Source organism: Pseudomonas sp. 51_B, from assembly GCF_017491595.1.
Lineage (GTDB): Bacteria > Pseudomonadota > Gammaproteobacteria > Pseudomonadales > Pseudomonadaceae > Aquipseudomonas > Aquipseudomonas promysalinigenes.
This window is the reverse complement of the sequence record NZ_JAFGYW010000022.1, coordinates 46,662-73,173: the sequence shown is the minus strand read 5'-3', so window position 1 is coordinate 73,173 and position 26,512 is coordinate 46,662. Positions and strand designations below refer to the sequence as shown.

The following is a 26,512-nucleotide window of genomic DNA, read 5'->3' as shown; positions in this document are numbered from 1 at the left end:
CGGGCGGGCTTACCGTTACGGGGGGGAAGAGTTCGCCTTGGTATTCGCTGGCAAGACGGCTGAAGAGTGCGTGCCCCATGTAGAAGCGGTGCGTGAAATGATCGCCAACTACACCATGCATTTGCGAGACCAGAGCAATCGTCCGCAGGATGACACTGCCGGGCGCCAGCGACGCAGCGGCAGCGCGGGTGGCACGGTCTCGGTCACCATCAGCATCGGCGTGGCCGAGCGCCAGGCCGAGCACCGTAACCCGGAAGAAGTACTCAAGTGCGCCGACCAGGCGCTCTACAGTGCAAAGGGCGCGGGTCGTAACTGTGTCATGGTGCATGGTCAACAATCCCAGCGCGGGGCGGTGCGGATGTCGTGACCATGATTGACCATACGGTCACTTGATGAACCTATGTCTCGCAAAAGTTGTTCGGTTACACTGGTTTCAACCCCGGGTTCCAACCCCGTGCCGCGGTCCCTGTGGCCGCTCCGACCGACCAGCGAGAGGTTGTCATGGCTGAATATAAAGCGCCCCTGCGCGACATGCGCTTCGTACTGAATGAAGTCTTCAACGTGGCCGAACAGTGGGCGCAGTTGCCCGAACTGGCTGAAGCGGTCGATGCGGACACCGCCATGGCGGTGCTTGAAGAAGCCGGCAAAGTCACCAGCAAGAGCATTGCACCGCTCAGCCGCGCCGCTGACGAAGAGGGCTGCCGCTGGGACCAGGGTTCGGTGCATACGCCTGCCGGCTTCATCGAAGCCTACAATACCTACGCCGAAGGCGGTTGGGTTGGCGTGGGCGGCGATCCGCAGTTTGGCGGCATGGGCATGCCCAAGGCGGTTTCGGCCCAGGTCGAAGAAATGGTCAACGCTGCGAGCCTGGCTTTTGGCCTGTACCCGATGTTGACCGCAGGTGCCTGCCTGTCGATCAACGCCCATGCCGATGAGGCGCTGAAGCACAAGTACCTGCCGAACATGTATGCCGGTGTCTGGGCCGGCTCCATGTGCCTGACCGAACCCCATGCGGGCACCGACCTGGGCATCATTCGCACCAAGGCCGAGCCCCAGGCCGATGGCAGCTACAAGGTCAGCGGTACCAAGATATTCATCACCGGCGGCGAGCACGACCTGACCGAGAACATCATCCATCTGGTGCTGGCCAAGCTGCCGGATGCACCAGCAGGGCCTAAGGGTATTTCGCTGTTCCTTGTGCCCAAGTTCCTGGTCAATGACGACGGTAGCCTAGGCGCGCGCAACCCGGCCACCTGTGGCTCCATCGAGCACAAGATGGGCATCCAAGCATCGGCCACCTGCGTGATGAACTTCGATGAAGCGGTCGGCTACCTTGTCGGCGAGCCGAACAAGGGCCTGGCGGCCATGTTCACCATGATGAACTATGAGCGGCTGGGTGTGGGTATCCAGGGCTTGGCGTCGGCCGAGCGTTCCTACCAGAACGCTGTGGAATACGCCCGTGATCGCCTGCAAAGCCGTGCGCCAACCGGGCCACAGGCCAAAGACAAGGCTGCCGACCCGATCATCGTACACCCGGATGTGCGGCGCATGCTGTTGACCATGAAGGCGCTCATCGAAGGTGGGCGTGCCTTCTCCACCTACGTCGCCATGCAGCTCGATAGCGCCAAATACAGCGAAGACCCGGCAACGCGCAAACGCAGCGAAGAACTGGTGGCGCTGCTGACACCCGTTGCCAAGGCGTTTCTAACCGACCTTGGCCTGGAATGCACAGTGCATGGCCAGCAGGTATTCGGGGGCCATGGTTACATTCGTGAATGGGGGCAGGAGCAACTGGTGCGCGATGTGCGTATCACCCAGATCTATGAAGGCACCAACGGTATTCAGGCGTTGGACCTTATGGGGCGCAAGGTGGTGGCCAGCGGTGGCGCCTATTACAGGCTGTTCTCGGACGAGATCCGCCAGTTCGTTGCCAGCGCAGGCACTGAACTGCAAGCCTTCACCAAACCCCTGAGCGCCAGCCTCGATCAGCTCGATGGCCTGACCGAGTGGGTACTGGAGCAGGCCAAAGCTAACCCGAATGAGATCGGCGCCGCTTCGGTTGAGTACCTGCATGCTTTCGGCTATGTGGCTTACGCTTACATGTGGGCCTTGATGGCACGTGCCGCCAAGGCTGCCGAGGGTGACGAGGCGTTCTATGCCGCCAAGCTGGGCACCGCGCAGTTCTACTTCGCGCGCTTGTTGCCGCGGGTAGAGTCATTGGTGGCTGCGGTGAAGGCAGGCAGTGAGTCGCTTTACCTGCTGGATGCAGAACAGTTTTGAGGTTGAAAGTATTTCAAAAACCTACGGCGTGTAAGCTTTCTCCTACACAACGTAGTGACTTTTCGCTACTGGCGTCAGATTGGATCCACGGTTAATCTTTGTTCATGGACGTTGCGCAGGAAGCGCAAAGGACAGAACAGGGACAACGAAGGATTACCTGCCAGGAAGGTGGGACGATAGGGATGTCATAGGGAAACAGTCTAGAGAACCCCGCTTCGGCGGGGTTTTCTTCGTCTGCGTGATGCTCAGCCAAGCGCCTCCAGTGGTGATACGCCCGGTTGGCGTGGGTCGGTTTCCTCCTCCAGCAATGTGCGCAGCAGCTCCACCGACGCCTGCTGGCGCTGTGCGTCGCGGTAAACCAGGCCGACCTTGAGCGGTACCCGCGGCTCGCTCAGCGGTTTCCATAACAAACTTTGTTGGTCGTCGGCGGCGTCCTTGGCACGCCCCGGCAGAATGGTCGCCAGCGCCGTATGGGCCAAGCTGTCGAGGATCCCCGCCATGTTGTTCATCTCGGCTTGTACCTGTGGCCGACGGCCCTGGGCGGCGAGCTGATCTTTCCAGATCTGACGGATCTGGAACTCTTCCCCCAGCATCAGCATGGGCAATTCGGCAGCCTGCTTAAGGGATACCTTCTTGAAGTCCTTCAGCGGATGAGTAGCCGGTATCACAACCTGCAGCTCGTCTTCGTACAGCAGCAAGCCATGCAGCCCTGGCTGGCGGGGTGGCAGGTAGCTGATGCCGATATCCAGGTTGCCATTGAGCAGCCGCCGTTCGATTTCCAGCCCCGATAACTCGTAGATCTGTACCACCAGGTGCGGCTGGGCTTTGCGTAGCCGTTCCAGCAGTTGCGGTATCAGGCTCGGCCTGACGGTTTGCAAGACGCCGATGGCCAGCGTGCGCAGTGACTGGCCTTTGAAGTTGCGCATGGCCTCATGGGCTCGCTGCAAGCCATCGAGCAATGGCAACGCATGGTTATAAAGCGTGTGCGCAGCAAGGGTGGGCAACAAGCGTTTGTTGCTGCGCTCGAACAGGCTCAGGTCCAGGCTGTGTTCCAACTGGCGGATCTGTTGCGATAGCGCCGGTTGCGACAGGTACAGGCGTTCGGCGGCACGCCCAACATGGCCCTCTTCATACACCGCGACGAAGTAACGCAGCTGGCGAAAATCCATAAGAAATACTTATCGAAAAAGCTGGGAAAACGAAATGGCCGCAAAGCCTGTCGGGGCCTAGTCTATCGCCGTATTACAACGGGTTACAGCAGTCGGTTGCTGTATTGTTACCTCGTTTGAAAAACACTTTTGATAGGCACGACAAAATAATTCAGGCCGGCTGCTTTAGCGACACTGGCCGCTTCCGTGATTGGTTGGAGCCCCGATGAACTTGTTCAACCTGCGCCGCTCGGCCCCTGCCGCGGTTGCTGAGCCCAAGCGTGCACCGGTGGCGCAGGCCCATCCAAAAGTGCCGGCGCGCACTTACCTCATGCCGAGTACCGAACATGCGCGGCAGGTGTTCGTACGTGGCCAGGGTTCCTGGCTTTGGGACAGCGAAGGGCACGCTTACCTGGATTTCACCCAGGGTGGCGCGGTCAACAGCCTTGGGCATAGCCCGTCGGCGCTGGTGAAGGCCCTGTCTAACCAGGCCCAGGCCTTGATCAATCCAGGGGTCGGCTACCATAGCCATGGCTTGCTAGCGTTGGTGGAGCGCCTGTGCCAGAGCACTGGCAGCGACCAGGCCTACCTGCTCAACAGCGGTGCCGAAGCCTGTGAAGGTGCGATCAAGCTGGCGCGCAAGTGGGGCCAATTGCACCGTAACGGCGCCTACCACATCATCACCGCCAACCAGGCCTGCCACGGCCGTAGCCTGGGCGCGCTTTCGGCTTCCGACCCGCTGGCGTGCAACCGCTGCGAACCAGGTCTGCCCGGCTTCAGCAAGGTGCCATTCAATGATCTGGCGGCGCTGCATGCCGCCGTCGATTCGCGCACCGTGGCGATCATGCTCGAGCCGATTCAAGGCGAGGCCGGGGTTATCCCGGCGACCCGCGAATACCTGCAAGGCGTGCAAAAGCTCTGCCGTGAACTGGGCATTTTGCTGATTCTCGATGAAGTTCAAACCGGCATCGGCCGCTGCGGCGCGTTGCTGGCCGAGCAAACCTTTGGCGTGCGCGCCGACATCGTCACCCTCGGCAAAGGCTTGGGTGCAGGGGTTCCACTGGCCGCTTTGCTGGCCCGTGGCACGGCCTGCTGTGCTGAACCAGGCGAGCTGGAAGGTAGCCATCACGGCAATGCGCTGATGAGCGCCGCCGGCCTGGCGGTGCTCGATACGGTGCTGGAGCCGGGCTTCTTCGAGCAGGTGCAAGACAGTGGCCGGCATTTGCGCGATGGCCTGGCTCGCCTGGCCGGCCGCTACGGCCAGGGGCAGGTGCGCGGGCAGGGCCTGCTGTGGGCCTTGCAACTGCAGGACAACCTCGCCAAAGAGCTGGTTGCAGCCGCTCTGCACGAAGGCTTGCTGCTCAATGCCGCGCAACCTGACGTGGTGCGTTTCTCGCCGGCATTGACGGTGAGCAAGGGCAACATCGATGAAATGCTCCTGCGCCTGGCACGGGCGTTCGCTCGCTTGCACACCCAACAGCAAGCTGGCGGCCAGGTACCTGCCTGATCTCGAATTCAACGAACCGTCTAGCGTTCCTGCGCATCGCCCCGTGCCTGTTTCATTTGGCCGGGGCGTTTTTTTTACCTGCGGAACCTCTGGGATGCGCGGCTAGTCTTTGGTGTAACCCCTTTAAGGAGAAACCCGCATGGACTTTATTCGCATCATCATCGCCATTATCCTGCCGCCGCTGGGTGTGTTTTTGCAGGTGGGTTTTGGCGGGGCATTCTGGCTGAACATCCTACTGACTCTGCTGGGCTACATCCCAGGCATCGTGCATGCGGTCTACATCATCGCCAAGCGCTGAGTGTGCCGGGGGCGCCGCCAGGCGGCGCCACGCCGGCTGTCAGCCTTCAAGTACGCGGCAATAGAACTTCCATTCCTCTTCCAGCGCATGTGCCAGGTTTTCGGCCTTGCGCAAACCATGCCGTTCGCCAGCATAGAAATGCCCCGAGGCTTCGACGCCATTGGCCTGCAACGCCTGCAGCATTGAACGGGTCTGTTCAGGCACCACCACTGCATCCAGCTCGCCCTGGAAAAAGATCACCGGCACATTGATGCGTGAGGCATGCAGCAAGGGCGTGCGCTGGCGGTAACGTTCAGCATCGCGTTGCGGGTCACCGATCAGCCAGTCCAAATAATCGGCTTCGAACTTGTGCGTGGCGTGGCCTAAAGCAATTGGGTCGCTGACTCCATAAAGGCTGGCGCCGGCCCTGAACACGTCGTGGAACGCCAATGCGCACAAGGTGGTGTAACCCCCAGCGCTGCCACCGCGGATGAACGCTTTGCCAGCATCGATCAGGCCTCTCTGAGCCAAATACTCGACGGCGGCGCAGGCGTCCTGGACATCGCTTTGGCCCCAACGCAGGTGCAGCGCCTGGCGGTAAGCCCGGCCGTAGCCGCTACTGCCACGGTAATTCAGGTCGGCTACGGCAAAGCCGCGCTGGGTCCAGTACTGAATACGCGGATCGAGCACGGGGTAGCAGGCTGAAGTCGGGCCGCCATGGATGAACACCAGCAGCGGGGCAGCGCCTTTGATGCCGTGGGCCGGGTAGAAAAAGCCATGGGCAAATGCATCACCGCTTGGGTAATGGATCGACTGTGGCAGGCTGATCTGCTCGGCGGGCAGCACCTCGCTGCCGCCAGCCAATACGCTGACCTCATGGTTGGTTCGGTTGATGGTGATCACTGCTGCAGGGCTGATCGGCGAAACGGCGACGGCATACAGATACTCGCCGTCCATGGCCAAGTGGCGGAACCGGGTGTAGGCACTGGCGAAACGTTCCAAGCGGCCTTGTTCATCACGCAAGCCCAGTTGCCCGATGCCGCCTTCGAACCAAGTGGCCAAGTAGTGCTCGCGGCTGATGGGCAGCCAGGTGCTGTTGCCCAGTTGCCACGGGGCGCTGGCATGGTCCGCCGGCTCAGCGGCAAGTGCTTGCCAGTTGCCGTCGACCTCGCCCCAGGGCTGCCAGAAACCATTGCGATCAGACAGGCAGTACAACAGCCCGTCAGCATCGAAACGCGGTTGTTGCAGCGATTCATCTGCGCCGGCAACGCACTGCGCGGGGCCCCAGTTACCGGTTGTGTCGCGTTGCCTGCACATCAGCCGGGTGACGGTCCACGGTTGTGCCGGGCGGTCCCACTCGATCCACGCCAGGCGCTGGCCGTCGCTGCTGACCGTCGGTGAGGCGTAGAAGTCGGCGCCCTCGGCGAGCACTTGGCGGGTAGTTTCATCCCATGCCACCAGGCGATGCTCAACCTGTTGGCCATGGCGCTCCTCAACGGCCAATACCTGGCCGTTGTGCCACTGCAGATCACCATAACGACAGGCGTCTTCGTTACTCAGGGGCCGTGGTGCAGTACCCGCAAGGCTCTGGGTGTACACCTGCTGGTCCTTTTCGTTGACGAACAGCAGGCCGTCGCCGCCCAGGCAAAAGCTGCCGCCACCATACTCGTACACGCGGCTGCGCACGCTGAAGCCATCAGGCGTCAGGCACCGCGCCTGGTGGTCACGCCAGTGCCAGATGCGGCAGGCGCCATCGGTTGGGCGGAACTCGTTCCAGAACAGGCCCTGTTCATTGACCTTGAGGTCTGCGAAGTCGGTGCCAGCGGCGACAGCCTGGGCGGCACTGAAATCAGCCGCGGGCGATGACACGGGAATTGCGCTCATTGCGGAAAGTCATCTCTTCGATGGCGAGTTGGGCAGTTTCTGCCTCTTCGCGAGCCTTGAGGATGATGCCGTGGTCGGCCGACTTGGCGCACACCGGGTCGGCATTGCTGGCATCGCCTGTGAGCATGAAGGCTTGGCAGCGGCAGCCGCCGAAGTCCTTTTCCTTCTCGTCGCACGAACGGCAAGGCTCGGGCATCCAGTCGTATCCACGGAAGCGATTGAAGCCGAACGAGTCGTACCAGATGTGATGCAGGTCGTGGTCGCGCACATTGGGGAACTGCACCGGCAACTGGCGCGCGCCGTGGCAGGGCAGGGCGGTGCCGTCGGGCGTGATGGTCAGGAACAGGCTGCCCCAGCCGTTCATGCAAGCCTTGGGTCGCTCTTCATAGTAATCCGGGGTCACGAAGATCAGCTTGCAAGGGTTGCCCTGGGCTTTGAGCTTGGCCCGGTATTCGTTGGTGATACGTTCGGCGCGCTCAAGCTGCGCACGAGTGGGCAGCAGGCCCAGACGGTTGAGATGGGCCCAGCCATAGAATTGGCAGGTGGCAAGCTCGACGAAGTCTGCCTCAAGCGCAATGCACAGCTCGATGATGCGGTCGATTTTGTCGATGTTGTGCCGGTGGGTAACGAAGTTGAGCACCATCGGGTAGCCGTGGGCCTTCACTGCACGGGCCATTTCCAGCTTCTGAGCGAAGGCTTTTTTCGAGCCGGCGAGCAAGTTGTTGACCTGCTCGTCACTGGCTTGGAAGCTGATCTGGATATGGTCCAGGCCGGCTTGCTTGAAAGCGGCGATACGCGTTTCGGTCAGGCCAATGCCCGAGGTGATCAGGTTGGTGTAATAGCCCAGTTGGCGGGCCTCACCGATAAGCTCTGCAAGGTCCTGGCGCACCAGCGGTTCGCCACCGGAGAAACCGATTTGCGCAGCGCCCATCTCGCGGGCCTCGGCCATCACCTTGAACCATTGCGCAGTGCTCAGCTCCTGGCCCTGGGCGGCGAAGTCCAGCGGGTTGGAGCAATACGGGCACTGCAGCGGGCAACGGTAGGTGAGCTCGGCCAGCAGCCACAGCGGCAGGCCGACCGGCACTTCAGGCGAGGGTGATCCAGTGTTCGGCACGGGCCACCTCCATGAATTGCTCAATGTCGTCAGCGACCTCGGGCACACCAGGAAATTGCTGTTCGAGTTCGGCGATGATCGCCGCCACATCACGCTTGCCGTCGATCAACCCACCGATCAGGCTGGCGCTTTCGTTGAGCTTGATCATGCCCTCTGGGTACAAGAGCACGTGGCCTTTCTGCGCCGGTTCGTACTGGAAGCGGTAGCCAGGGCGCCAGTTTGGCACTTGGTTACGTTGCAAGCTCATAGGGCTATCCCTTTGTGCCAGACCCGTTGCTGGGTGACGGTGTGGTAAGGCGGACGGTTCAGCTCGTAGGCCATGCTCATGGCATCGAGCATGCTCCAGAGGATATCCAGCTTGAATTGCAGGATCTCCAGCATGCGCTCCTGGCCCGCGCGGGTGGTGTAGTGCTGCAGGGTGATCGCCAGGCCATGTTCCACATCGCGTCGGGCCTGGCCCAGGCGGGTGCGGAAATACTCGTAACCGGCCGGGTCGATCCACGGGTAGTGTTGCGGCCAGCTGTCCAGGCGCGATTGGTGGATCTGCGGGGCGAACAGTTCGGTCAACGAGCTGCTGGCCGCTTCCTGCCAGCTCGCACGGCGGGCGAAGTTGACGTAGGCATCCACGGCAAAGCGCACGCCTGGCAGCACCAGCTCTTGTGAGCGCAGCTGATCAGGGTCCAGACCCACTGCTTGACCCAAGCGTAGCCAGGCTTCGATACCGCCATCTTCACCCGGTGCGCCGTCGTGGTCGAGCAGGCGCTGGATCCACTCACGGCGCACTTCGCGATCCGGGCAGTTGGCCAGGATCGCGGCATCCTTCATCGGGATGTTGACTTGGTAGTAGAAGCGGTTGGCCACCCAGCCTTGAATCTGCTCCCGGCTGGCGCGGCCTTGATACATCGCCACATGGTAGGGGTGGTGAATGTGGTAGTACGCGCCCTTGGCGCGCAGGGCCTGTTCGAATTCGGCAGGTGACAATGGCAGTGCGTCGATCACGGGGCCTCCTTACAACTCGATGCTCATGCCGTCGAAGGCGACTTCCACCCCACGACGCTGGACCTCGGCGCGCTCGGGTGAGTCTTCATCAAGGATTGGGTTGGTGTTGTTGATGTGGATGAGCACCTTACGTTGGCGTGGGAAGCCGTCGAGCACTTCGAGCATGCCGCCGGGGCCGTTCTGCGCCAGGTGGCCCATCTCGCGGCCGGTGCGGGTGCCGACACCGCGCCGCTGCATTTCATCATCCTCCCACAGCGTGCCGTCGACCAGCAGGCAGTCGGCACTGTGCATCATCTGCAGCAGTTTGGCGTCGACCTGGCCGAGGCCGGGTGCGTAGAACAGCTTGCCCCCTGTGCGGGAATCTTCGACCAGCAGGCCAAGGTTGTCGCCCGGGTGCGGGTCGAAGCGGTGCGGCGAGTAGGGCGGCGCTGCGCTGCGCAGGGGGAACGGTGTGAATCTGAGGTTTGGGCAGGCGTCGATGACGAAGCTGCCCTCAAGCTCGATGCGATTCCACTGCAGTCCGCCGTTCCAGTGGCTGAGCATGTTGAACAGCGGGAAGCCGGTGGTCAGGTCTTGGTGGACCATGTCCGTGCACCAGACCTGGTGCGGGCAGCCTTCGCGCAGGCTGAGCAGGCCGGTGGTGTGGTCGATCTGGCTGTCGAGCAGGACGATAGCGTTGATGCCGGTATCGCGCAGTGCGCGCGCAGGCTGCATGGGCGCGAAGGCCTGCAGTTGGGCGCGAATGTCGGGCGAAGCGTTGCACAGGATCCAGTGCTCACCGTCGTCGGACAAGGCAATGGACGACTGGGTGCGTGCCGTGGCGCGCAGGCTACCATCGCGAAAGCCCTTGCAGTTCACGCAGTTGCAGTTCCACTGCGGGAAACCCCCGCCGGCGGCGGAACCGAGAATCTGGATGTACATGGCCACTCCTTCTGCGAAAAGCCGTATCCGAAAAACGACGACGCCCCGGCGGGCCGAGGCGTCATGCCGCACAGCAAGGCTTAGCGGTTGGCGAAGTACATGGTCACTTCGAAGCCGATACGCAGGTCAGTGTAAGCTGGTTTGGTCCACATGGGCGTTCTCCTTCCGGATGGGTTGTGTTTGCTTCACTACTACTCGAGTGCTGATTCGAGTAAGAGGTTCCGCTGACTGAGATAGCGTTATCTTACAAGAAATTTTTGTACCGAAAGGTTAATTGTTTGATAAGCGCCCTTGCAGCAAACGTAATAATCCGCCCTGGATCACTTCCAGGAGCTGTCCGGCGCTGCGGCATTGGCCACGCAAAGCCAAGCGTGATCTTCAGCGAGCAACTGGCGAAGCAGACCATACAGATCCGCTTGTCGCACGTCCAGAATAGCCCGTTTCAAACCCCTCAAATCGTCAGGTTCAGCGGCCAATCGTGCTTGCCATGCCCATTCGGCTACATCGGCGTTGGCCATGGCGGGTTCGTCGAACTGCTCGGCCAGGGCTTTGCGCGCATGCTCGTCCAGTGTCACACCATTGCGTAGAAGCGCGTGCAGGTGGCCGAGGATTTCTGCCTGGCTGGCATGTGGCGACTGCACGCCGAATAGCAGGCCACCTACGCCCTCGATCTGACGAAAGGTACTGAATACCGCGTAGCCTAATTGCAACTCGACCCGCAGGCGTTGATACACCGGCCCCTGCAGGCTCTGGGCCAGTAGGCGGCCGCAGCCTTGCTGCCCGTCAGGCACGGGGCAAAACAGCAGAAGGGCATTTTCACTGCCAGGCACATTGGCCCGCTGCCAGCGGCGGCCAGCCCAGCGGGCCGCAGGTGAAGGCGACACACCTTGGCCAGGGCAGCTTTGCAGCAATGCACCCAGAGCCTGCAACGCATCTGTATCGAAGCCTACGGCCAGGCCGTGCCAGCGGCTGTGCTGCCAGGCGTCGTCGAGCTGCGTTTGGTCAGCCGCGCAGTGCGCCTGGGGTTCTGCGCGTGAGCCGAGTACGGCATCCGGCAACTGACCGATCAAGGCTCTGATAGGTATCAGGGCGGGGGCTTCAGGTGCAGGGGACGGCCAGTCGCAAGGTGCCTGCAAGCTCGTCAGGGCCTGGGCGGTGGCGCGTACCACCGCTGCTGGGTGCCCAGCACAGCGCAATTGCCAGTAGTCACCGGCCCCACTGAATTGCAATTGCACGCCGGCCTGCTCGCAGCGCATCTGTAAAGGTTGCAAGGCACGTTCAAGTCCCCGCTGAAGAGGCCGACGCGAGGGTGATGCTATGTGCCAACGCAGAAACAGCGCTGCATGGTGCCGGGTTGGCGGCAACAGGCGGCTGACACTGAGTGAAGGCGGCAGCGCTACTGCCTGATGAGCGGGCATCTCGTCGAGCAACAAGGGGTCAGGCTCGGGCAACTGCCATGGGTGGTAGGCGCGTTGTGGCAATTGCTCGAGCAGCGCCGCAAGTGCGGTGAGCCCTTGGCTGTCCAGTGCCGCAAATGGCTGCGCGGCGCTGTCTGCGCGGGCCAGCGCCAAGGCGCCGGCACTGCGCTGGCGACGCTGCTGCAAAAGTCCGAACGCCTGGTTGAGCGTTGTGGGCGATGCTTGGCGAATATAGCTGAACCAGCCGTGCAACAGCTTCAGTACCTCGCTGCTATCGGCACAGGGGTTGAGCTTCAAATCGATGTGCCAGAGCAGTTGCCCGGCGAAAGCATACAGCTGCTCGACTTTGCACTCCTTGAGCCATCCCCGGCGCTGCAGTTCACCCAGCCAACTGCCGGGGCGGTTGTCGCTGAGGTTGGCCATCAGCAGTGCCAACGCCCGTTCTGCCCCCGTCGGCAGGCCCTGATGGGCGAACAGTAGCGGTTCGTCACTGGCCAAAGCCGGCGGCAAAGGTTGGGGTACCGCGGCCGCCCGTTTGAAGACGCCCGCCAATCGTCTGCCGAGTCGTTCCAGTTCATCCAGCGGCTGTGGCCCGCAGAGGCTCAGGGTGATCTGGCCGGCGTGATAGAAGCGTTGGTGAAACCCCACCAGGGCATCCTGGAAAGCACTGCTCTGCAGTGGGAGGGAATAACGGTTACCGGCATGAAAAGCGCTGAGCGGGTGATTGCCCGTTACTGATTGCAGCAGAGCAAACTGCTGTTGAGCCTGAGGGTTGCGCGACCAGGCGATGAATTCGGCGTGGATCACCTCACGCTCGCGCCGTTGGCGCTCGATGCCAAGGTCAGGTTCGGCAAGCATCTGGCACAGACGCTCCAGCCCCCCGGCCAAGGCGGCAGGCGGGACTTCGAAAAAAAAGTCGGTGGTGCGTTCACGGGTACTGGCATTGACTTGGCCGCCCAAGGCCTGAACGTAGCGCATAAGCCCATCTTCCAGTGGGAAGCGCGCTGTACCCAGGAAGAACAGGTGTTCAAGAAAGTGCGCCAGGCCAGGCCACTGGGGCGCAGCATCATGGCTGCCGGCGTGCACGCGCAGGGCTGCAGCCGAGCGCTTGAGATGTGGCGCATGGCGTATTGTCAGCTGCAGGCCGTTGGCCAGCGTGACGTGGCTGTTGGTGTCGCTCATGCTAACCACAGGTATCCATTGATGAATGCGGGCTCATCCGCGACTGGGCGCGGTGGCGACCCCTCAGCCTCTACGCCAATTCAACTCTTGACGCAGATCGGTCAGATAGGGGAATGCTTCGCGTGCTCGCATCAGGCGGTCGTGTTCCAGGTCTGCCAGCAAAAGGCACTCGTCGCGCCCGGCCATGGCCAGCAAACTGCCGTCCGGCCCGATGATGCTGCTTTGCCCGCAGTACTGGATCTCGTCCTCAGCGCCGCAATAGTTGGCGTACACCAAGTAGCACTGGTTCTCCTGCGCCCGCGAGCGCACGGTCACCTGGCAGACGAAGTCGTACGGCACCATGTTAGCGGTCGGCACAAGGATCAGCTCGGCCCCCGCCAGCGCCAGGCGCCGGGCGTTTTCCGGGAATTCGATGTCATAGCAGATCAGCAGGCCGAGCTTCCAGCCTTGCAGCTCCACCACCGGGAAGTGATCGGCACCTGCGCTGAACATCGCCCGATCCAGCTCGCCGAACAGGTGAGTCTTGCGGTAATTGCACAGGCTGCTGCCATGGGCGTCGATCAACTGCACACTGTTGTAGATCGCCCCGTCCTCGGCGCGCTCGGGATAGCCGTAAACGATGGCGATGCGGTGCGCCTGAGCGATCTCCACCACCTCCATGGCCGAAGGGCCATCTTCGGCTTCGGCCAGCCGTTCTGCCTGGGCCAGGCCGATGTTGTAGCCGCTCAGGAACATCTCCGGGCACACCAGCAACTGTGCGCCTCGCTCGGCCGCCAGGTGCGCCTGGTGGCGCAGGCGTTGCAGGTTACCGGGTACATCCAACGGGCTGGGGGTACCCTGAAACAGAGCGATGCGCATGTTGCCTCCTTGGTTAGTCAGCCAGGGCGATGGGGCCGATCTGGTCGAACACGTCGCCAGGGCCTGGGTTTTCTGGGTGTGTATGGCCACCGAAGTGGTTCATGATACCCCACACCGCGTTGAGCGATGTCTGCACCGCGCCCTCGACCCAGGCCGGGGTCCAGGACACGTCGTCGCCAGCGATGAATATGCCCTTGTGTTCGGCGGGCATGTCTTGCTGCATGAAGTGTGCGTACATGCGCTGGTTATAGCGGTAGTGGCCCGGCAGCGCGCCTTTGAAAGCGCCGAGGAAGTGCGGGTCGGCCTCCCAGGAAATGGTGATCGGGTCGCCGATGATATGCCCGGCAATATCGGTTTTCGGATAGATCTTCTTCAGTGCATCCAGGGCAAGCTGCACGCGCTTCTCAACCGGATGCGGCAACATCTTCAAAGCGTCGCTCATCCACGCGTAGGACAGGCAAATCACGCCCGGCTTGTCGTCACCGTTGTCGAACAGATAGGTGCCGCGGGTCAGGCGGTCGGTCAATGTCATGCTCATCAGGTCGCGGCCGGTCTGCGGGTCTTTATCCTTCCAGAACGGCCGGTCGACCATGACGAAGGTTTTCGACGACTGCATGTAACGGGTGCGGTCCAAGGCCATCCACATTTTTTGCGAGAACAGCGACTCTTCACAGTCGATCTGGGTAGTCAGCAGCCAGCTCTGGCAGGTGGCGAGCACCGCACCGTAATGGCGTGTGTCACCCCAATTGTCGGTGACGGCCAAGCGCCCGTCGGCGGCCCGTGCTATGCGTTTTACTCCTGAGCGTGGTGCGCCGCCATGCAAAGAACTCAAGCTGGTGCCTTCTGGCCAATGGGCGCAGCGCTCCGGCACATGGCGCCAGATACCTTGTGGCACCTGCTCTACACCCCCTACGATCAGGTGCTGATGGTCGTCGCAATTGGTCATCACCACGCGGAAAATCTCCAGCATGGAGTTGGGGAAGTCCGAATCCCAGCCCCCGGTGCCGAAACCGACCTGGCCGAACACTTCGCGGTGCTGGAAACTCAACTGGGCAAACGAGCGCGAAGTGGCGACGAAATCGTAGAACGTGCGGTCGTCCCACAGCGGCACCAGCTTGTTCCACAGGGCTTTGAGCCGAGGTACGTCCCGCTCGCGGATCGCCTGCTGGATGTCGGCAAACTGTGCACCGCTTTCCAGCGCATCAGCCCAGGCATCGGCGACCTCATGGAACAGCTTGGGCAAGTCGCTGGCCTTTTCGGCGTAGTACGTCTGGCCTTCAAGGTCGATCACCGTACTGCCCGAGGCTGAGGTCAGCGGGTTGGGGAAGGGTTTGGTTTGCAGGCCGAGCTTGTCGACGTAATGGTAGAAGGCGGTGGACGAGACTGGAAAGCGCATGCCGCCCAGTTCAGCGATGATGCCATCGGTGCCGTTGAAGGCTTGCGAGCGCAAGCGCCCTCCGAGTTTCGAGGCCTCATACACAACCGGCTTGAGCCCGAGCTTCATCAATTCGTAAGCGGCGACCAGGCCTGCGATGCCTGCGCCGACGATCGCGACTTCTTCGCCGTGGCGCTCGGCTGGAATAGTGCCCAGGCCGGCCGGGTGTTCTAGCCAGTCATCGAAGCCGAACGGGAAGTCTGGGCCGAAAATGGTGATGGGTTTTTTGCCGTCGGCGGGGTGGCGGTTTTTCTTGTTCATGAATGGACCTTGCCAGAGCGGCTGCGCGTGGGGCGGAGCCTGAGTATAGGAGATGGCTGTGGGTCATTTTATGAAGGGTGGTGCTCGTTATTAAGATGCATAACGTCGTCGGAATGCATGTTTATCTGTCATTTAGACGGGTGCATTGACTATTTCGATGGCTTCGGCTTGTGCAATGCCAAAGTCAAACCGGCTGCCCGCGATCGACCTTGCTGCTGAGGATGATCGATGTGGTGGTTTTCTCCACGCCCTCGACGCTGCCAATCTGGTCCAGCAGTTGGTCCAGTTGCTCTGGCGAATCGCTGCGCAGCCAGGCTACGTAATCGAATTCGCCGCTCACCGCACACAGTTGTTGCACTTGCCCCATGGCGCTTAGCCGCCGCACCACTTCCTTGCCGGAACGTGGCTGGACCTTGATGCCCACATAGGCTTGCAACCCACCGCCACTCAGGCGTTGGCCCAGGCGCACTCCGTAGCCGGTGATCACCTTGTTCTTCTCCAGACGTTCCAGGCGCGAGTTGACCGTGGTGCGCGCAATGCCCAGTTGCCTAGCCAGGGTAGCGACGCTTTCGCGGGCGTTGATCTGCAGCAGGGCGAGCAACTGGCGGTCGATTTCGTCGAGAATGATGGGGCGGGCGTCCGACATGGCAGGGTCTCTACGGTGGGTTCGCTAGCCTATCCAGCGCTATAGCAGCAGGGCAAGCCCAGCTTGAGTTGCCAGTCAGGCAGCGAAGCGCGTTCGTTCACTCCTTTTACATGGCGCGAAGTCTGCGGGTACGGCGGCGCCCTTTGTGGTGCTGGGCGGGTTAGAATCCATGCCCGATGGTTTTCATGACAGACATTCGGCCACCGTCTGGCTGAATGCTGAACATTCAGGAGCAGTGATGCGGGTCACGGATTGGTATTGGAAGCGCTGGATTCGCCGTCGCGGGCTGAAGTTCAGCACCGCTGTCTCAGAGCTCAGTAGCAAGTCCACCCTCAAGATCGAGGAAGGGGTACGCATCGGGGAAGTCGCTATCGATACCCGCGAGCTTAGCGTAGGGGCGAACACCTACATCCGCAGCGAATGCCTGTTGCAGGTAGTCGGCTCCATTGGCCGCTTCTGTTCGATCAGTACCGGTGTTGTTCTTGGCCAGGAAAAGCACACACACCCGTTGAACTGGCTAAGCACACATCCTTTCCAGTACACGGACACAGGCCTTGAGTACACCGCTCGTTTTGATCTTGCAACGATCGGCCATGACGTGTGGATTGGCCATGCTGCCATGGTCATGGAAGGGGTGTCGGTCGGCACAGGTGCCGTCATCGCAACCCGTTCGTTGGTCACCAAGGATGTACCGCCCTACGCGGTGGTTGCTGGCGTCCCAGCCAAGGTCATCCGTTACCGATTCCCCCCTGAAGTGATCGAGCGCCTGTTGGCGTCGCAGTGGTGGGAGCGTGACATCGAGCAACTGAAGGCGCTTCCCTTGGATGATCCGGATGCATGCCTCGAAGCGCTGGAGAGCATTCCAAAGGTAGGTTATCGGAAAATCCAGATTACGCGGCGAGGGTGCCAAGAGCTGGTTTGAATCTTGGGCTGTTCGGGTGCTGCCCCCTGAAAAACCAAAAAGCCGCGCAGAGCGCGGCTTTTTGTATTTGGTGGGCCCACACGGACTCGAACCGTGGACCAAAGGATTATGAGTCCTCTGCTCTAACCAACTGAGCTATAGGCCCTCAGTAAGTGCCGGGATTATAACGAGGGTTTCGATACCGTGCCATCCGAAAGATCGCTTAGTGCTATACGAAGAAAGCTCGCTGCGAATTCATCAGGTGGCAATGGCAGGCTAACGATGTATCCCTGAATCTGCTCGCAGCCTTCAGCGGCAAGGAAACGCTGCTGTGCCTGGTTCTCTACCCCTTCGGCGATTATCGTCAGCTGCATGCTGCGCCCCAGGGCGATGATGGCGCGGGCGATTGCGGCGTCGTGGGGGTCATCCGGCAAGCCACGGATGAACGATTTGTCGATTTTCAGGATGTCCAGCGGCAGGCGCTTGAGGTAGCTGAGCGATGAATAGCCGGTGCCGAAGTCATCGATCGCCAGCTGCACGCCCAATTGCTTGAGTTGATGCAGCACGGCCAGGGCTTCTTCGGCCTGGCTCATGATGAAGTTTTCGGTGATTTCCAGCTGCAGGTCGCCTGCCGTCAGTTGATACACCTTCAGCAGGTGCTCGATACGTTTGGCAAGGTTGGGTTGGCGCAGTTGTGCCCCCGCGAGGTTGATCGACAGGGGGCCAAAGGCCCTGTAGGTCTTCTTCCAACTGTGCATCTGCTGGCACGCCTGCTCCAGCACCCAGTCCCCTAGCTGCAAGATGGTCCCGTTCTCTTCGGCCAGGTGAATGAAGTGCTCAGGCGGTACTTCGCCAAAGGTCGGGTGGCTCCAGCGGATCAACGCTTCGGCGCCCACCAGCGTCTGGGTCTTGAGGCTCAGCTTGGGCTGGAAGCTCAGGCTCATCTCGTTACGCTCGATGGCGCGGCGCAGTTCATGCTCCATGGCGATGCGTTCGCTGGCCTGCACGGTCAGGTCGCAGGTGTAGGCTTCCACACGGTTGCGGCCTTTGGCTTTGGAGCGATACATGGCGGCGTCGGCGTTGCGGATCAAGGTCGCGACGTCGGTGCCGTCCTGCGGATAGAGGCTGGTGCCGATACTGGCGCTGGTGAAAAACTCGTGCTCGCCCGCCTGGAACGGGGCGACGAAGCACGCTAGCAATTTGTTGGCGATAGCCTGGGCATCGGTGGGTTTGTGAAGCCCCGGCAGCAGGATGATGAACTCGTCGCCACCCAGGCGGGCCACGGTGTCGACGTCGCGCACCTGCTCCTTGAGGCGTTGCGCGATGCCTTTTAGCAATAGATCGCCGACCGGGTGGCCGAGGCTGTCGTTGATGTGTTTGAAACGGTCAAGGTCCAAGAACAGCACTGCGCCCTGGCGGTTGGACACTTGTGCGCAGGTCAACGCAGCTTGCAGGCGGTTTTCGAACAGCGCGCGGTTGGGCAGGCCGGTGAGCGGGTCGTGGTGGGCCTGGTAGTCGAGCTTGGCCTGGGCGTGCTTGATGCTGGAAATGTCGGCAAATACCGCGACGAAGTGTGTGATGACATGCTCACTGTTGCGTACGGCGCTGATCGTCAGCCAGCTGGGGTACAGCTCGCCATTTTTGCGCTTGTTGTAGATCTCGCCTTGCCAGTGGCCTTCAGCGGTGAGCTGGTGCCACATGGCGATGTAGAACGCGCTGTCATGCTGGCCTGAGGCAAGCAGGCGCGGGGTCTGGCCAAGGGCTTCGATCTCGCTGTAGCCGGTGATTTCACTGAAGGCGCGGTTGACCGCGCTGATGCGTTGGTCGGTGTCGGTGATCAATACACCTTCGGCAGTGTTTTCGAACACGGTTGCAGCCAGCTGCAGTTTTTCCTGCATCAGGTGGCGCTCGGTGATGTCACGGGCGATGGTCAGCATGCAGTCCACACCACCGATTGGCAGCGGCCTTGCCGATAGCTCGCAAAGGCGGATTTGCCCATCGCTGCGGCGGATGTGGCAACTGAAGTCACGCACGAAGCCATCTCGGCCCAGCTGGCCGATCAAACGCTTGCGCTCATTGAGGTCGACCCAGATCCCGAGATCGAACGAAGTCTGGTCGATCGGTGTGTTGAACTCGTAACCGGTCAGGCGGCAAAAACCTTCGTTGACTTCCAGCAGCAAGCCATCGCTTTGACGCGACAGCAGCAGCCCGTCCGGCGAGGCGTGGAAAGCCTTGGCGAACTTCTCTTCGGAGGTTTGCAGTTGTTGCTGGGTTTGTTTGAGCTGGCTGATATCGCGCACTGCCACCACCAGCGCCAGGCTGCCGTCCAGCTCGAAGGTTTCGGCTGAAGTAAGCCCCGTGAACAACTCGCCGTCGTTGCGCCGGAAGGTCATTTCCACATTGCGGATGCCCCCTTGATGCAGGCGCTCCAGCAGCTTCGGGCCCATACCTTCCTTTGCCCACAAATTGAGCTCGGTGGCGGTGCGGCCGATCACCTGACCCGGGCTTAAGCCAATTTGTTCTTCGAAGGCTTCATTGACTTCCAGCAGCACGCCGTCGCTGTGCCGTGCGATCAACAGGATGTCCGGGCATTGCTCGAACACCGAGGCGAACTTCTGTTGCGACAGCCGCAAAGCATCTTCGGTACGTTTGGTTTCACTGATGTCGATCATCAGGCCACGCATGAGCGGGCGGGGGCCGTGCTCGATCATGCTGACGATGTTGCGCACCCATAGCGGCTGGCCATCGGCGCGCATAACCCGGTAATCAAGGCTATGGTCCCGCCCCGCGGCGGTTTCGCTTTCGCACAAGGCCTGGGCCCAGAGCGCATCGTCAGGGTGCAGAATGCTGCGCCAGAAGCCAGGCTTGAGCCAGTCATGCAGCGGGTAGCCCAGCAGATCTTCGGCGTGGGGTGAAACATAGCTGTAAGTGAAGTCGTTGGCGTCGGCCTCCCAGGCGATGGCCGACAGGCTTTCGATCAGGCCGCGGTAATGATATTCGCTGCTGCGCAGCTCCTGCTCCAGCGCTATGCGCCGGGAAATTTCCGAGCTGAGGCGGCGATTGATGCGAATGACCGCCGCCAGAATGGCAATCAGCAACAACACGGCGGGCAGGCCGTAGAGCAGCGTGTCCTGCCAGAAGCTGCGTTGGTCCACGACGTTGCCCACCCAGCGTTGCTGGATCTCACTGACCTCATCGCTGGACATGTCGGCTATCACTTTGTCGAGGATGCCAATCAGTGCCTGCTGGTCGCGGGGGGCGGCCATTGCCAGCTGGTAACGATAAGGCGTGTCGCCGCTGACATACAGCCCTTCCAGTTTGAGTTGGCGCAGGCTCCAGATGCTCGAGGCGAGATCGCCGACCACGGCGTCGACCGCATCGGTGGCCAAGGCCTGCAGAGCAGAACTCACATTGGGCAAGGCCACCAGGTTAAGGTCTGGGTGATGGGTACGCAGCAGTTCGTGAGGGGCGTAGTTCTCCACAACCGCCACCTTCAGCCCGTACAAGTCTTTGAGCGTGCGTGGCTGCGGGCCTTTCTCGTGGGCCAGGATAACGATGGGGAAGTCGAGGTAGGGGCGGGTGAAAGCCAGGTAACCTTGGCGTTCGGGCGTTGACATGATCCCCGGCAATAGATCGATCCGGCCATCGCGTGCCTGCTGCAGCACCTCGGTCCAGCTAGTGGGTTCGACCGGTTTGAGTGATACCCCAAGACGGTCCTGGATCAAAGCGATGTAGTCGGCGGCCAATCCCTGGTACCGGCCCTCCTGGTCACGAAATTCGAACGGTGGCCAAGAGGCGTCGACGCCCAGCCTCAACTGCGGGTGGGCAGTGAGCCAGGTTTTTTCATCGTCTGTCAGGGTCAGGGCGCCGGCCGCTGTGTTCCACAGCATCAGGAACGACAACAGAATGGCCGGCATCGGCAGCATAGGGGCCTCGCATTCAGGTGGTCTGAAGTCGAGTGTAGCCGGGCATTACGCCTGCCGAGCAACTGAACACAACTATTTGTCGGATAAGAAAAACCCCGGCCTGGGCCGGGGTTCGTCATCACTCGTCGAGGAAGGAGCGCAAGTGCTCGCTGCGAGTCGGGTGGCGCAACTTGCGCAACGCCTTCGCTTCGATCTGACGGATCCGTTCACGGGTCACGTCGAACTGCTTGCCCACCTCTTCGAGGGTGTGGTCAGTGTTCATATCGATACCGAAACGCATGCGCAGCACCTTGGCTTCCCGTGCGGTCAGCCCCGAGAGCACGTCACGGGTCGCTTCCTTGAGGCTTTCGACCGTGGCTACGTCGATTGGGGACTGCATGGTCGAGTCCTCGATGAAGTCGCCCAGGTGCGAATCTTCGTCATCACCGATCGGGGTTTCCATGGAGATCGGCTCTTTGGCGATCTTCAATACCTTACGGATCTTGTCCTCAGGCATTTCCATGCGCTCACCAAGCTCTTCCGGGGTCGGTTCACGGCCCATTTCCTGCAACATCTGGCGGGAAATACGGTTGAGCTTGTTGATCGTCTCGATCATGTGCACCGGAATACGGATGGTGCGCGCCTGGTCGGCGATCGAGCGGGTGATTGCCTGACGGATCCACCACGTGGCGTAGGTCGAGAACTTGTAGCCGCGACGGTATTCGAACTTGTCCACCGCCTTCATCAGGCCGATGTTGCCTTCCTGAATCAGGTCCAGGAACTGCAAGCCACGGTTGGTGTACTTCTTGGCGATGGAGATCACCAGACGCAGGTTCGCCTCGACCATTTCCTTCTTGGCGCGGCGGGCCTTGGCCTCACCGATGGACATGCGACGGTTGATTTCCTTGATTTCGGCAACGGTCAGACCGGTTTCGTTCTCAAGGTCGATCAGCTTCTGCTGGCAGGCGACGATCGCGGCGTCCTTTTCACCCAGGGCGGCAGCCCATTTGGTGCTGCGTTTGGCCAGGTCACCGGACCAGGTCTGGTCGGTTTCGTTGCCTGGGAACAGGCGCAGGAAGTCGGCACGCGGCATACGGGCGTCACGCACACACAGCTGCATGATCGCGCGCTCCTGCTGACGCAGACGGCTCAAGGCATCGCGCACACGCTCGACCAGAACGTCGAACTGCTTAGGCACGAGCTTGATCGGCATGAACAGGTCAGCAAGGGCCTGCAGCGCTTCGATGCTTTCCTTGGCGCTACGGTCGTGCTTTTTCAGGACCTTGGACGTGACCTGAAGCTGGTCGGCAACGGCGCCGAAGCGCTGGGCCGCGATGACAGGGTCAGGACCGCTTTCGGTCTCTTCCTCGTCGTCGCCGTCACTTTCTTCCTCTTCGTCTTCCGATTCTTCCTTGGCGGCAGGCGCCTTGGCACCAGGGACTGGCACCTCGTCGGTCGGCGCGGCGATGTTGTCATCAGGGTCGATATAACCGCTGAGAACGTCTGACAGGCGGCCACCTTCGGCGGTGACGCGGTCGTATTCGCCGAGGATGTAGTCGACAGTGCCCGGGAAATGAGCGATGGCGCCCATGACTTCACGGATGCCTTCCTCGATCCGCTTGGCGATTTCGATTTCGCCTTCGCGGGTCAGCAGCTCGACGGTACCCATTTCACGCATGTACATGCGCACAGGGTCGGTCGTGCGGCCGATATCGGTTTCAACTGCCGCCAACGCAGCAGCGGCTTCTTCGGCCGCTGCTTCGTCGGTGTCGGCTTCCGCCAACAGAAGGGCATCCGCATCCGGAGCACTCTCGAATACGTTGATCCCCATGTCGTTGATCATGCGGATGATGTCTTCCACCTGTTCAGGATCTGAAATATCCTCAGGCAGGTGGTCGTTGACCTCCGCGTAAGTCAGGTAGCCCTGCTCACGACCGCGGGTGATCAACTCTTTGATACGAGACTGCTGTTGCGCTTTTCCGGACATAACACCCTATCCACTGAAGGTCTTGGCGGGCAAAAAACAAGCCGAGGATTATACCCGAGCATGGGCCTCACGCGCCAGATGAGGTCGGCGTTTGTGCGGGAACATTCCGGCTCAGCAAGGCGAGAAGCTGGGATTTTTCCTCGCTGGTCAATTCGCTTTGACGTGATTTCCTGAGCAGTTGTTCCAGGCTGCGCTCGCGTTGGCGGGCGGACAAGCTAGTTATGGTGTCGAAAAACTGTTGTTCAAGGTTGTCAGCCACGATCAACCATTCCTTTTCTGCCAGCGCGCGCAGCAGGCGGCCTTGTTCTGTGCCGTGCCAGCGTGCGATCAGCTGCATTGAGCTTAGCCCAGGATTTTTCTGAGCAGCTTCGATCAATGCTACCAATAGCTGGCTGTACAAATGTTCTTCGTCGGCGAAATGGCTGGCGTCCTCGACCTTGCCGGCCAGCAGCGGGTGGTGCAGCAAGGTGCGAAGGGCCGCCAGGGTCGGCGGTTCGACTGGCGCCGGTACCCGTGGCGGGGCTTCGTCGCGCCGTTGCCAGGGCTTGCCGCCTTTGCGGTTCTTGTCCCAGGGCTTATCGCTCCATGGCTTTTTGCCCCCGCCTTTGTTTGGCTTCCACTCCGGTTCCTGATGAACGGCAGCGTAGTCGGGCAGTGGCATGTCGCCGTAGTCGGGTGTGTAGCTGGCCATGGCATCGTAGTCATAGCCTGGGTCGTAATCGGGCACCGGGCTGGCCGCTGGGGCATGCTGTGCCAGTTGCTCGACCTGCTGCGGGTCGAGGCCGGTGATTTCTTTGAGGCGGTTGCGCATGAGCTGGCGCAGGTTGGCTCCGGGGATCTTTTCGATCAACGGTGCAGCCAAGGTGGCCATGTGTGCCTTGCCTTCCAACGAACGTGGATCGGCTTCGTTGCTCAGTTGCTCGAAAAAGTAATCGGCCAGTGGTTGTGCGTGCTGGTTGATCCGCGCCATGAATGCGTCGGTGCCTTCGGCGCGCACCAGGCTGTCTGGGTCTTCGCCTTCGGGCAGGAACAGAAATCGCGCCCGGCGCCCGTCCTGCAGGGCGGAAAGGGTGGACTCCAGTGCGCGCCAAGCGGCCTTGCGCCCGGCCTGGTCGCCATCGAAGCAGAACAGCACGCTGGGTACTACTCGGAACAGGCGCTTGAGGTGTTCTTCGCTAGTGGCGGTGCCCAGGGTGGCGACAGCATTGCGCAAGCCTTGCTGGGCCAGTGCGATGACGTCCATGTAGCCTTCGACGACGATGATTTCGTCGAGGTTGCGGTTGTGTTTGCGAGCCTCATACAGCCCGTACAGTTCCTGGCCTTTGTGGAATACCGGGGTTTCCGGTGAGTTGAGGTACTTGGGCTTGTCGTCACCCAATACCCGGCCCCCAAAGGCGATGATGCGCCCGCGACTGTCACGGATGGGGAACATTACCCGGTCGCGGAAGCGGTCGTAGCGTTTGCCGCTTTCGGCGTTCTCGATCAGCAGGCCGGCGTCAATCATGACTTTTTGCTGCAGGCTATCGGCGCCCAGGTGCTTGAGCAGGTTGTCCCAGCCCGGTGGTGCGAAACCCAGGCCGAAGTCCCTGGCGATTTCACCGGACAGCCCGCGGCCTTTGAGGTAATCCACTGCTGCCTTGCGGCTTGGGTGGCTGCGCAGGGCCTGGCGGTAGAACTCCGAGGCTGCATCCAGCAGCGGGTACAGCGGCGAGTCGGTTGGCTGGCGCGGTTTGTTGTCGCGACGGCCTTGCTCCCTGGGTACTTCCATGCCAGCAGCACGGGCCAGTTCCTCGACGGCCTGGGGGAAGTCCAGGTTGTCGTGGTCCATGACGAAGCCAAGGGCGTTGCCACCAGCCCCGCAGCCGAAACAGTAATAGAACTGCTTGTCGGGGCTGACCGTGAAGGATGGGGTTTTTTCCTTGTGGAACGGGCAGCAGGCAGAGTAGTTCTTGCCGGTTTTTTTCAGCTGAACGCGTGAACTCACCACGTCGACGATGTCGAGGCGGTTGATCAGGTCGTCGATGAAGCTTTGGGGAATCAGCCCGGCCATGGCAGTCTCGTCATCTGGAACTGGCAAGTCTAAACGCTAACGGGGGCGAGCGATGCTAGGAGAAGTACGAGGGGGTGTGTGCTCGTCGCCAGCCCAGGTTGCCGAGGGCTCGTCAGTCAGGACGTGCACGCCTGGCCGAAGCCAGCTCTGACGCTTTGAAACCTTTTGCCCGCTGCGTGTTGCGGCAGGCTCCTCGAGCTAGCTGCTCAAGGCCAAGCAAACCGCTGCCATCAGCCCGGCGGTGAGCCGGGCAAGGCAGAAGCTCTAGCGTAGAACGCCTGTATTAGTACAGACGAACGGCGCGGCGCTGTTCGCGCTGAACTTTCTTGGCGTGACGCTTAACAGCAGCAGCTGCTTTGCGCTTACGCTCGGCGGTCGGCTTCTCGTAAAACTCGCGGCTACGAACTTCAGCCAGTACACCGGCTTTTTCGCAGGAGCGCTTGAAACGACGCAGAGCTACGTCGAAGGGTTCGTTCTCTTTAACTTTGACGGCTGGCATCCAGGGCTACCTTAATTCATTACCGGGGTAGACGTGCTCCTGGCAAAACAAAGGTGTGCTGGAGAACGTCGGTTTTCAAGGGTTGCGGATGTTAACCCTTAGTACGCCGGAATGCAAAGCCTCTGATCGAAAACCGCTGGTCGGCACCCGGCACGGGGACTATCATGCGCGGCTTCGAATTCAGCCCCTACAAGGGACGAGCCCATGCTAGTACTGGGATTAGAAACATCCTGCGACGAAACCGGCGTCGCATTATACGACAGCGAGCGCGGTTTGTTAGCCGACGCGCTGTTCAGTCAGATCGACCTGCACCGCGTATTTGGTGGCGTGGTACCCGAGCTTGCCTCGCGTGACCATGTCAAACGCATGCTACCGCTCATCCGCCAGGTGCTGGAGGAGGCCGGTTGCGTTGCAACAGATATCGACGCGATCGCCTACACCGCAGGCCCTGGCCTGGTCGGCGCGCTGCTGGTCGGCGCATCGTGCGCCCAGGCCCTGGCCTTCGCCTGGGATATCCCGGCGATTGGCGTGCATCATATGGAAGGCCATTTACTGGCACCGATGCTGGAGCAGAACCCGCCCCAGTTTCCGTTCGTCGCTTTGCTGGTTTCCGGGGGCCATACCCAGTTGGTGCGGGTAGATGGCATCGGCCAGTACGCCTTGTTGGGCGAGAGCCTGGACGATGCTGCTGGTGAAGCCTTCGACAAGACCGCCAAGCTGATCGGCCTCAACTACCCAGGCGGCCCGGAGATCGCCCGCCTGGCACAGCAGGGTGTGCCGGGGCGCTTTGTGTTCCCGCGGCCAATGACCGACCGACCGGGCCTTGAGTTCAGCTTCAGCGGCCTCAAGACCTTCGCTCTGAATACTTGGCAGCAGTGCAAGAGCGCTGGTGACGACAGCGAGCAAACTCGTTGCGACGTATCCCTGGCATTCCAGCAGGCGGTGGTGGAGACTCTGACCATCAAGTGCAAGCGCGCACTTAAGCAAACTGGCCTCAAGCGCCTGGTGATCGCAGGCGGTGTGAGTGCCAACAAAGCATTGCGTGCCTCGCTGGAAGAGATGCTGGCAGGTCTGAAGGGCAATGTTTACTACGCGCGACCGCAGTTCTGTACCGATAACGGCGCGATGATTGCCTACGCCGGTTGTCAGCGCCTGCTCGCCGGCCAGCAGCAGGACCTGGCGATCAGCGTGCAAGCGCGCTGGCCGATGGAGCAGTTGCCACCTTTGTGAATGCCTACGG

At 61.1% G+C, this 26,512-nt stretch carries 21 protein-coding genes and 1 tRNA gene; 6 read left to right on the top strand and 16 right to left on the bottom strand.

Annotated elements, in window-relative coordinates; genetic code table 11:
• A partial coding sequence (locus J5M56_RS19600) for a GGDEF domain-containing protein (protein WP_207937581.1) occupies positions 1 to 367 on the top strand: 367 nt, incomplete at its 5' end.
• Between the two features lie 134 nt (positions 368 to 501).
• Positions 502 to 2,280: an acyl-CoA dehydrogenase C-terminal domain-containing protein gene (locus J5M56_RS19595; protein WP_207937580.1), complete on the top strand. Its 1,779-nt coding sequence runs from the start codon at positions 502 to 504 to the stop codon at positions 2,278 to 2,280.
• Between the two features lie 245 nt (positions 2,281 to 2,525).
• Here the strand turns inward: J5M56_RS19595 and J5M56_RS19590 are convergent, their stop codons facing one another.
• The gene (locus J5M56_RS19590; protein ID WP_207937579.1) at positions 2,526 to 3,449 is read right to left on the bottom strand and encodes a LysR family transcriptional regulator; all 924 of its coding nucleotides are present in this window, start codon (positions 3,447 to 3,449) and stop codon (positions 2,526 to 2,528) included.
• Positions 3,450 to 3,654: 205 nt separating this feature from the next.
• Here J5M56_RS19590 and J5M56_RS19585 point away from each other — a divergent pair, with 205 nt between their 5' ends.
• Positions 3,655 to 4,935, top strand: coding sequence for an aminotransferase class III-fold pyridoxal phosphate-dependent enzyme (locus tag J5M56_RS19585; protein WP_207937578.1), 1,281 nt, complete (start codon positions 3,655 to 3,657; stop codon positions 4,933 to 4,935).
• 139 nt (positions 4,936 to 5,074) lie between these two features.
• Positions 5,075 to 5,233: a YqaE/Pmp3 family membrane protein gene (locus J5M56_RS19580; protein ID WP_009681539.1), complete on the top strand. Its 159-nt coding sequence runs from the start codon at positions 5,075 to 5,077 to the stop codon at positions 5,231 to 5,233.
• A 39-nt stretch (positions 5,234 to 5,272) separates the two neighbouring features.
• Here J5M56_RS19580 and J5M56_RS19575 read toward each other — a convergent pair whose 3' ends face one another.
• The 10 genes from J5M56_RS19575 to J5M56_RS19530 all read right to left on the bottom strand — a co-directional run bounded on the left by J5M56_RS19575 (position 5,273) and on the right by J5M56_RS19530 (position 15,930).
• Positions 5,273 to 7,096 (bottom strand): S9 family peptidase, encoded by a 1,824-nt coding sequence (locus J5M56_RS19575; protein WP_207937577.1) that lies wholly within the window; start codon positions 7,094 to 7,096, stop codon positions 5,273 to 5,275.
• Complete coding sequence (pqqE, locus tag J5M56_RS19570) at positions 7,062 to 8,210, bottom strand: pyrroloquinoline quinone biosynthesis protein PqqE (RefSeq protein ID WP_207937576.1); 1,149 nt, start codon at positions 8,208 to 8,210, stop codon at positions 7,062 to 7,064. Before pqqE ends, J5M56_RS19575 begins: the two co-directional genes overlap by 35 nt.
• Complete coding sequence (gene pqqD / locus J5M56_RS19565; protein WP_060477447.1) at positions 8,182 to 8,457, bottom strand: pyrroloquinoline quinone biosynthesis peptide chaperone PqqD; 276 nt, start codon at positions 8,455 to 8,457, stop codon at positions 8,182 to 8,184. The genes pqqE and pqqD overlap by 29 nt, the downstream gene beginning before the upstream one ends.
• On the bottom strand, positions 8,454 to 9,209 hold the full coding sequence (gene pqqC / locus J5M56_RS19560; protein ID WP_207937575.1) for a pyrroloquinoline-quinone synthase PqqC: 756 nt from the start codon (positions 9,207 to 9,209) through the stop codon (positions 8,454 to 8,456). Before pqqC ends, pqqD begins: the two co-directional genes overlap by 4 nt.
• Positions 9,210 to 9,218: 9 nt before the next feature.
• Positions 9,219 to 10,130 carry a pyrroloquinoline quinone biosynthesis protein PqqB gene (gene pqqB, locus J5M56_RS19555; protein WP_060477449.1) on the bottom strand — a complete coding sequence of 304 codons (912 nt, stop codon included), beginning with the start codon at positions 10,128 to 10,130 and terminating at the stop codon, positions 9,219 to 9,221.
• 80 nt (positions 10,131 to 10,210) lie between these two features.
• Entirely contained in the window at positions 10,211 to 10,282 is a 72-nt protein-coding gene (gene pqqA, locus J5M56_RS19550) for a pyrroloquinoline quinone precursor peptide PqqA (RefSeq protein WP_003243383.1), read from the bottom strand.
• A gap of 168 nt (positions 10,283 to 10,450) precedes the next feature.
• Complete coding sequence (gene pqqF / locus J5M56_RS19545; RefSeq protein WP_207937574.1) at positions 10,451 to 12,730, bottom strand: pyrroloquinoline quinone biosynthesis protein PqqF; 2,280 nt, start codon at positions 12,728 to 12,730, stop codon at positions 10,451 to 10,453.
• A 63-nt stretch (positions 12,731 to 12,793) separates the two neighbouring features.
• Complete coding sequence (locus tag J5M56_RS19540) at positions 12,794 to 13,588, bottom strand: carbon-nitrogen hydrolase family protein (protein ID WP_207937573.1); 795 nt, start codon at positions 13,586 to 13,588, stop codon at positions 12,794 to 12,796.
• 13 nt (positions 13,589 to 13,601) lie between these two features.
• Complete coding sequence (locus tag J5M56_RS19535) at positions 13,602 to 15,284, bottom strand: NAD(P)/FAD-dependent oxidoreductase (RefSeq protein ID WP_207937572.1); 1,683 nt, start codon at positions 15,282 to 15,284, stop codon at positions 13,602 to 13,604.
• A gap of 184 nt (positions 15,285 to 15,468) precedes the next feature.
• A complete protein-coding gene (locus J5M56_RS19530) occupies positions 15,469 to 15,930 on the bottom strand; it encodes an Lrp/AsnC family transcriptional regulator (protein ID WP_186478629.1) in 462 nt (153 codons plus the stop codon).
• Between the two features lie 238 nt (positions 15,931 to 16,168).
• Here J5M56_RS19530 and J5M56_RS19525 point away from each other — a divergent pair, with 238 nt between their 5' ends.
• The gene (locus J5M56_RS19525) at positions 16,169 to 16,852 is read left to right on the top strand and encodes a CatB-related O-acetyltransferase (protein ID WP_207937571.1); all 684 of its coding nucleotides are present in this window, start codon (positions 16,169 to 16,171) and stop codon (positions 16,850 to 16,852) included.
• Between the two features lie 68 nt (positions 16,853 to 16,920).
• On the opposite strand, the gene J5M56_RS19520 is transcribed toward J5M56_RS19525, so the two are convergent.
• From J5M56_RS19520 to rpsU, 5 genes are all read right to left on the bottom strand, one after another.
• A tRNA-Ile gene (locus tag J5M56_RS19520) sits at positions 16,921 to 16,997 on the bottom strand.
• A gap of 16 nt (positions 16,998 to 17,013) precedes the next feature.
• Entirely contained in the window at positions 17,014 to 20,757 is a 3,744-nt protein-coding gene (locus tag J5M56_RS19515) for a bifunctional diguanylate cyclase/phosphodiesterase (protein WP_186478631.1), read from the bottom strand.
• A 118-nt stretch (positions 20,758 to 20,875) separates the two neighbouring features.
• Positions 20,876 to 22,723: an RNA polymerase sigma factor RpoD gene (gene rpoD, locus J5M56_RS19510; protein WP_060477455.1), complete on the bottom strand. Its 1,848-nt coding sequence runs from the start codon at positions 22,721 to 22,723 to the stop codon at positions 20,876 to 20,878.
• A 67-nt stretch (positions 22,724 to 22,790) separates the two neighbouring features.
• Complete coding sequence (gene dnaG, locus J5M56_RS19505) at positions 22,791 to 24,773, bottom strand: DNA primase (RefSeq protein WP_060477456.1); 1,983 nt, start codon at positions 24,771 to 24,773, stop codon at positions 22,791 to 22,793.
• 283 nt (positions 24,774 to 25,056) lie between these two features.
• Complete coding sequence (gene rpsU / locus J5M56_RS19500) at positions 25,057 to 25,272, bottom strand: 30S ribosomal protein S21 (RefSeq protein WP_003255575.1); 216 nt, start codon at positions 25,270 to 25,272, stop codon at positions 25,057 to 25,059.
• Positions 25,273 to 25,476: 204 nt separating this feature from the next.
• Here rpsU and tsaD point away from each other — a divergent pair, with 204 nt between their 5' ends.
• Positions 25,477 to 26,502, top strand: coding sequence for a tRNA (adenosine(37)-N6)-threonylcarbamoyltransferase complex transferase subunit TsaD (gene tsaD, locus J5M56_RS19495; protein ID WP_060477457.1), 1,026 nt, complete (start codon positions 25,477 to 25,479; stop codon positions 26,500 to 26,502).
• Positions 26,503 to 26,512 lie beyond the last annotated feature (10 nt).

What these genes read in the sequence shown, in the direction of transcription:
- J5M56_RS19535 (WP_207937572.1), bottom strand. Translation starts at nt 15,284, where the DNA reads ATGAACAAGAAAAACCGCCACCCCGCCGACGGCAAAAAACCCATCACC.
- rpsU (WP_003255575.1), bottom strand. Translation starts at nt 25,272, where the DNA reads ATGCCAGCCGTCAAAGTTAAAGAGAACGAACCCTTCGACGTAGCTCTG.
- pqqD (WP_060477447.1), bottom strand. Translation starts at nt 8,457, where the DNA reads ATGAGCTTGCAACGTAACCAAGTGCCAAACTGGCGCCCTGGCTACCGC.
- J5M56_RS19530 (WP_186478629.1), bottom strand. Translation starts at nt 15,930, where the DNA reads ATGTCGGACGCCCGCCCCATCATTCTCGACGAAATCGACCGCCAGTTG.
- J5M56_RS19515 (WP_186478631.1), bottom strand. Translation starts at nt 20,757, where the DNA reads ATGCTGCCGATGCCGGCCATTCTGTTGTCGTTCCTGATGCTGTGGAAC.
- tsaD (WP_060477457.1), top strand. Translation starts at nt 25,477, where the DNA reads ATGCTAGTACTGGGATTAGAAACATCCTGCGACGAAACCGGCGTCGCA.
- J5M56_RS19580 (WP_009681539.1), top strand. Translation starts at nt 5,075, where the DNA reads ATGGACTTTATTCGCATCATCATCGCCATTATCCTGCCGCCGCTGGGT.
- J5M56_RS19585 (WP_207937578.1), top strand. Translation starts at nt 3,655, where the DNA reads ATGAACTTGTTCAACCTGCGCCGCTCGGCCCCTGCCGCGGTTGCTGAG.
- dnaG (WP_060477456.1), bottom strand. Translation starts at nt 24,773, where the DNA reads ATGGCCGGGCTGATTCCCCAAAGCTTCATCGACGACCTGATCAACCGC.
- rpoD (WP_060477455.1), bottom strand. Translation starts at nt 22,723, where the DNA reads ATGTCCGGAAAAGCGCAACAGCAGTCTCGTATCAAAGAGTTGATCACC.
- J5M56_RS19540 (WP_207937573.1), bottom strand. Translation starts at nt 13,588, where the DNA reads ATGCGCATCGCTCTGTTTCAGGGTACCCCCAGCCCGTTGGATGTACCC.
- J5M56_RS19525 (WP_207937571.1), top strand. Translation starts at nt 16,169, where the DNA reads ATGCGGGTCACGGATTGGTATTGGAAGCGCTGGATTCGCCGTCGCGGG.
- pqqF (WP_207937574.1), bottom strand. Translation starts at nt 12,730, where the DNA reads ATGAGCGACACCAACAGCCACGTCACGCTGGCCAACGGCCTGCAGCTG.
- J5M56_RS19595 (WP_207937580.1), top strand. Translation starts at nt 502, where the DNA reads ATGGCTGAATATAAAGCGCCCCTGCGCGACATGCGCTTCGTACTGAAT.
- J5M56_RS19590 (WP_207937579.1), bottom strand. Translation starts at nt 3,449, where the DNA reads ATGGATTTTCGCCAGCTGCGTTACTTCGTCGCGGTGTATGAAGAGGGC.
- J5M56_RS19575 (WP_207937577.1), bottom strand. Translation starts at nt 7,096, where the DNA reads ATGAGCGCAATTCCCGTGTCATCGCCCGCGGCTGATTTCAGTGCCGCC.
- pqqB (WP_060477449.1), bottom strand. Translation starts at nt 10,130, where the DNA reads ATGTACATCCAGATTCTCGGTTCCGCCGCCGGCGGGGGTTTCCCGCAG.